We start from the raw sequence: 6,172 nt of genomic DNA on the forward strand, positions 1-6,172 counted from the left end.
CCTGCCCGCTGAACGTCTCGCGTTCCTCCTGGCTGATGCGGGTGTGGTCGCCGCGGTCACGACCACGGCCTTGGCCGGCGAGCTGGTTGGCTTCGTCGGCGAAGTCCTGGCCCTGGACGACGCATCTCCGCTTTCGGACGTGCTGCCGGTGCGCATCGACCCCAACGCGTTGGCGTACATCGCCTACACGTCGGGGTCGACCGGCCGGCCCAAGGGCGTGGCCGTGACCCATGGCGCACTGTCGTCGTACGTGGCTGGATGGCGCGACGGGCTCGCCGAGCTGGGTGGGCCTGGTCCGGTGTTGTCGATGTCAGGTCCGGGCTTCGATGTGTCCATTGGGGACATGACGCGTGCTCTGGCGTTTGGTCAGACCGTGGTGTTCCTGCCGCACGACGAGCACGTGTCGGTGGAGTCGTTGCACCGCACGCTGTGCACGCATGACGTGGCGATCGCGGAGATCGTGCCCGGCATGCTCCTGCGCGATCTGGCGGCGCACTGCCGCACTGCCGGGCCGGTGGAGAGCCTGCGACTGGTGATCTCCGGTACCGACCTGTGGACCCACGACGCGCTCACCACCGCGGTGGCCGAAGTGGCCCCCAACGCCGTGCCGGGCAACGTGTTCGGTGTGACCGAGGCTGCGATCGACTCGATCTTCCACCCGGTCGGTGAGGACCATCCTGCCGCCGTGGTGCCGATCGGTACTCCGCTCGCGGGTGCTCAGGCGTTCGTGGTGGACGGGTCGTTGCGGCCGGTGCCGGTGGGTGTGCAGGGCGAGCTGCTGGTTGGCGGTCCTGGTCTGGCCCAAGGCTATGTGGATCGCCCGGACCTGACCGCTGAGCGGTTCGTGCCTGACGTGTTCGGCGAGGCTGGCGGTCGGCTCTACCGGACTGGTGACCGAGCCCGGTGGCGGGCAGACGGGACCATCGAGTTCCTCGGCCGGGTGGACGAGCAGGTCAAGATCCGTGGTTACCGGGTCGAGCCTGGTGAGGTCGAGGTCGTCATCGGCGACCACCCCGACGTCCGTGATGTCGTTGTGGTGGCTCGTGATGGTGGGCCGCACGGTGGCAAGCGCCTGGTTGCCTACGTGGTCGCCGAGGGCGAGGACGTCAGTGGTTCGGTGTTGCGGGCGTGGTTGCGTGAGCGTGTGCCGGATTACCTTGTGCCGTCGGTGTTCGTGGCGCTGGATCGGCTTCCGCTGACGCCGAACGGCAAGGTTGACCGTCGCGGCCTGCCCGACCCGGAGCCGGAGACGGTCGGTGAGGCTTATGTCGCGCCCCGTACTGCTGTCGAGGAGACCCTCGCGGCGGTGTGGAGTGGCGTGCTGGGTGTCGAGCGCGTTGGCGTGCACGACAACTTCTTCGAGCTCGGTGGCGACTCCATCCTGAGCTTGCAGATCGTGGCTCGGGCTCGCGCCGCCGGTCTCGGTATCGATGTGGCGGATGTGTTCGCCCATCAGTCGGTGGCCGAGTTGGCCCCGGCCGTGCGTGACGCCCCGGCGGCGACGCTTGCCGAGCAGGGTGTGGTGACCGGTCCGGTTCCGCTGACGCCGATTCAGCGTTGGTTCTTGGCTGAGGACATTCCGGATCGGGATCACTGGAACTGGTCGGGCATGTTCGAGCTGGCACCCGGCACTGATCCGGACCGGCTTGGACAGGCACTTGACGCCCTCGTGGCGCACCACGACGCGCTCCGGATCCGGTTCAGTGCGGACAGCCAGTACAACGCGCCGGTCGACGACGGCGGGTTCATGCGCGTCGTCGAAGTGGCCGATGACGAGGCTGTGGTCGCACACATGACTGAGGCGCAGAAGTCGTTGCGTCTGGCGGATGGTCCGCTCGTGGCGGCTGTCTACTTCGACCGTGGTGATCGGCCTGCGTGGCTGGGTTTGACTGTGCATCACCTGGTGATGGATGGCGTGTCGTGGAACGTGTTGCTGGAGGACCTCGACACCGCCTACCACGGTGGATCGCTCGCACCGAAGACGACGTCGTTCCAGCAGTGGGCGTTGCAGCTGCGGGATGACGACGCCAGTGGCGAACGTGACCACTGGATCAGCGCGACCGCGGACGTGGTCCCGCTCCCGGCTGACGGCAACGGCCCGAACACGGACGCGTCCGAGTCGATCGTGCAGTCGTGGCTGGATGCGGACACGACTGCGACGTTGCTCGGCGAGGCGCACAAGGCGTATCGCACGCAGGGCAACGACCTGTTGCTGGCGGCCTTGGCCCAGGCGTTGGGTGAGTGGGCCGGCAGTGACCACGTCACGGTCGACTTGGAGAGCCACGGTCGTGAGGGTGCGGACTTGTCGCGCACCGTCGGGTGGTTCACGTCGATCTTCCCGGTGCGCCTCACGAACCAGCGTGATCCGGCGGCGGCGATCAAGGCGGTGAAGGAGCAACTCCGTGCGGTGCCGCGTCGTGGTGTGGGCTATGGCGTGCTGCGGTGGTTGCAGGACGATTTGGCCGGTGCGCCGGATCGGCCGGTGTTGTTCAACTATCTCGGTGCGTATGACGCCGCGGGTGATGACTCGGGCGGGTTGATCCGTCGTGAGTTGGACGGCGACCTTGCCGGGCCGAGCGAGGGTGAGGGCGGAACGCGCTCGCACTTGTTGCAGCTTGAGGTGCAGCAGACTGCTGATGGGCGGTTGTCGATCGAGTGGTTCCACTCGACCAACTGCCACGACACCGCCACTGTTGAACGGGTTGCGGCTCGGTATGTCGAGGCCTTGCGCGGGCTGGTCGCGCATTGCCGGTCGGCTGCCGGTGGGTTCACGCCGTCGGACTTCCCGTTGGCATCGCTGACGCAGGACGAGGTCGATGGGCTCGCCGAGCGCTGTCCGTCGCTTGTGGACGTTTATCGGTTGGCGCCGGTGCAGTCGGGCATGTTGTTCGGCGTTGTGGGTTCACCTGTCGATGGCTTGTACTGGGGTCAGAGCGTCTATGACCTGGCTGGTCCGATCGATGTGGAGCGGTTCGCGGCGGCGTGGCGTGAGGTGATCGCCCGGCACGCATCGCTGCGCAGTGGCTTTGTGTGGGAGGGCGTGGCCGAGCCGGTTCAGATTGTGCTGGCCGACGTTGATGTGCCGTTGACGGCCCATGACTGGTCGGGTCTCGATGAGGCGGCTCAACAGGTGCGGTTGCAGGAGTTGCTGGAGGAGGACCGCTCACTTGGGTTCGACCTCGCCCGGCCGCCGTTGATGCGCCTGTACGTCGTCGACAGGGGCGACGGGCAGAACTGGCTCGTTTGGGGCCTGTACCAGGGTTTGTGCGACGGGTGGAGTCTGCCCGTGGTGATGGACGAGGTGTCCGTCGCCTACCAGCGGCAGTCGTTGCCGCCGTCGCGTCCGTACCGCGACTACATTGCCTGGCTGGATCAGCGCGATCCCGCTGACACCGAAGGGTTCTGGCGCACCTACCTGGACGGCTTCGAGGCGCCTACTCCGCTTCCTGCTGATCGGTTGGCGGCGAGCCATTACGACCAGGACCGGCGGCGCACGCATCTGGACGACGGCGTGACGGCCAGGCTGGTGGAGCTGGCTCGGCGCGAGCGCGTCACGTTGTCGACGGTCGTGCAGGCGGCGTGGGCCAAGGTCCTCTCCGCGAGCTCGGGCGAGGACGACGTGGTGTTCGGTCTGACGGTTTCTGGCCGTCCGGCTGATTTGGCCGGCGTGGAGTCGATGGTCGGGTTGTTCATCAACACGCTGCCGATCCGGGCGGTCGTGCCTGAGGACGTGCCGTTCACCTCATGGCTGCACGACTTGCGGGGCAACCAGGTTGCGGTGCAACGGTTCGAGTTCACCCCGCTGGTCGACGTGCAGCGGTGGTCCGCCGTGCCGCACGGCCGCGCGTTGTTCGACAGCATCGTCGTGTTCGGCAACTACCCGCAGGAGGAAGCACCCGCCGACACCGGCGAGGAGTGGGCCGACGCCGTCGAGTCGGTGGAGCAGGGCAACTACCCGCTCACCTTCGCGGTCGACCTGGAGACCACGCTCAAGATCGAGGCCGAGTTCTCCACGGCCGCGTTCGACGCGGTCACCGTCGAACGCGTTCTCGACCAGCTCACGGTCGTGTTGACCGCGGTGGCCGAGCGGCCGGACTTGCCGGTCCAGGACATTCCGCTGCACCGCCCGGCTCAGGCCGTCCAGATCGTCGAGTGGGGCAGCACGACCCCGCCAATAGTCGAGCGGCCGGTGCCGGACCTGATCGCCGGATGGGCCTCGTCTGAGGTCGCTGTGGTGTGCGGCGATGAGCAGCTCACGTTCGCCGAGCTGGGTGCTCGGGCCGATGCTGTGGCTGCTCGGCTCCAGCAGGCCGGTGTGACGGTGGAGTCGCCGGTCGCGGTGCTGGTGCCGCGTGGGATCGACCTGGCGGTGGCCTTCCAGGCTGTGTTGCGCGCTGGTGGCGTATACGTGCCGATCAACCCCGGCCTGCCCGCTGAACGTCTGGCATTCCTGCTGGCCGACGCGGGTGCGGTAGCCGCGGTCACGACCACGGCCCTGGCCAGCGATCTTTCCGGCTTCACCGGCGAAGTCCTGGCCCTGGACGACGCATCTTCGGTTTCCGACGCGCCGCCGGTGCGCATCGACCCCAACGCGTTGGCGTACATCGCCTACACGTCGGGATCGACCGGGCGGCCCAAGGGAGTCGCGGTGACCCATGCCGCGCTCTCGGCATACGTGGCCGGCTGGCGCGACGGGCTCGCCGTGTTGGGTGGTCCGGGCACGGTGTTGTCGATGTCGGGTCCGGGCTTTGACGTGTCGATCGGGGATATGACGCGTGCTCTGGCGTTCGGCCAGCGCGTGGTGTTCCTGCCGCACGACGAGCACGTGACCGTGGAGTCGTTGCACCGCACGTTGGTCGACCACGAGGTCGAGATCGCGGAGATCGTGCCCGGCATGTTGCTGCGCGACCTGGCCGCGCACTGCCGTGAGGCAGGTCCGGTCACGTCGCTGCGCCTGGTCATCTCGGGCACGGACATGTGGACTCACGATGCGCTCACGGGAGCGGTGGCTGAGGTGGCGCCGAATGCGGTGCCGGGCAACGTGTTCGGTGTGACCGAGGCGGCGATCGACTCGATCTTCCACCCGGTCGGCGAGGAGCATCCTGCCGCCGTGGTGCCTATCGGAACTCCGCTCGCGGGTGCTCAGGCGTTTGTGGTGGATGGTCGTTGCGGCCGGTGCCGGTTGGCGTGCCGGGTGAGCTGCTGGTCGGTGGTCCTGGTCTTGCTCAGGGTTATGTGGGGCGGCCGGATCTGACCGCCGAACGGTTCGTTCCCGATGTGTTCGGCGAGGCCGGTGGCCGGTTGTACCGCACTGGTGACCGGGCTCGGTGGCGTGCGGACGGGACGATCGAGTTCCTCGGCCGCGTCGACGAGCAGGTGAAGATCCGTGGTTACCGGGTCGAGCCGGGTGAGGTCGAGGTCGTCATCGGCGACCACCCGGACGTGCGTGATGTCGTTGTCGTCGCTCGTGATGGTGGTCCGCACGGCGGCAAGCGTCTCGTCGCGTACGTTGTCGCGGAAGGCGAGTTCAGCGCGACGGTGTTGCGGGCTTGGTTGCGTGAGCGGGTGCCGGATTACCTTGTGCCGTCGGTGTTCGTGGCGTTGGATCGGTTGCCTCTCACTCCCAATGGGAAGGTCGACCGTCGCGGGCTGCCCGACCCGGAGCCGGAGACGGTCGGTGAGGCTTATGTCGCGCCCCGAACCGCTGTCGAAGAAACGCTGGCGGCGGTGTGGAGCGGTGTGCTGGGTGTCGAGCGCGTCGGTGTGCACGACAACTTCTTCGAGCTCGGTGGCGACTCCATCCTGAGCTTGCAGATCGTGGCTCGGGCTCGCGCCGCCGGACTCGGTATCGATGTGGCCGACGTGTTCGCCCATCAGTCAGTAGCCGAGTTGGCGCCAGTGGTGCGTGACGCCCCTGCGGCGACGCTTGCCGAGCAGGGTGTCGTGACCGGCCCTGTGCCGCTGACGCCGATTCAGCGTTGGTTCCTGGCTCAGGACATTCCTGATCGCGATCACTGGAACTGGTCGGGCATGTTCGAGCTGGCGCCTGGCACCGATCCCGATCGCCTCGCGGTGGCGCTCGATGCCGTGGTGGCGCATCACGATGCGCTGCGCATCCGGTTCACACCGGAGAGCCAGCACAACGCCGGCATCGAGGCCACCGGTCTGCTGC

The 6,172-nt window shown here is 67.6% G+C and carries 2 protein-coding genes; both read left to right on the forward strand.

The window, feature by feature from the left end; genetic code table 11:
- A partial coding sequence (locus tag FXN61_RS46440; protein ID WP_167980190.1) for a condensation domain-containing protein occupies positions 1-5,254 on the forward strand: 5,254 nt, incomplete at its 5' end.
- The coding region (locus tag FXN61_RS56820; RefSeq protein WP_167980191.1) for an AMP-binding enzyme at positions 5,188-6,172 on the forward strand (985 nt) is incomplete at its 3' end. The genes FXN61_RS46440 and FXN61_RS56820, both read left to right, overlap by 67 nt.

It is taken from the genome of Lentzea indica (assembly GCF_012184385.1).
GTDB classification, from domain to species: domain Bacteria; phylum Actinomycetota; class Actinomycetes; order Mycobacteriales; family Pseudonocardiaceae; genus Lentzea; species Lentzea indica.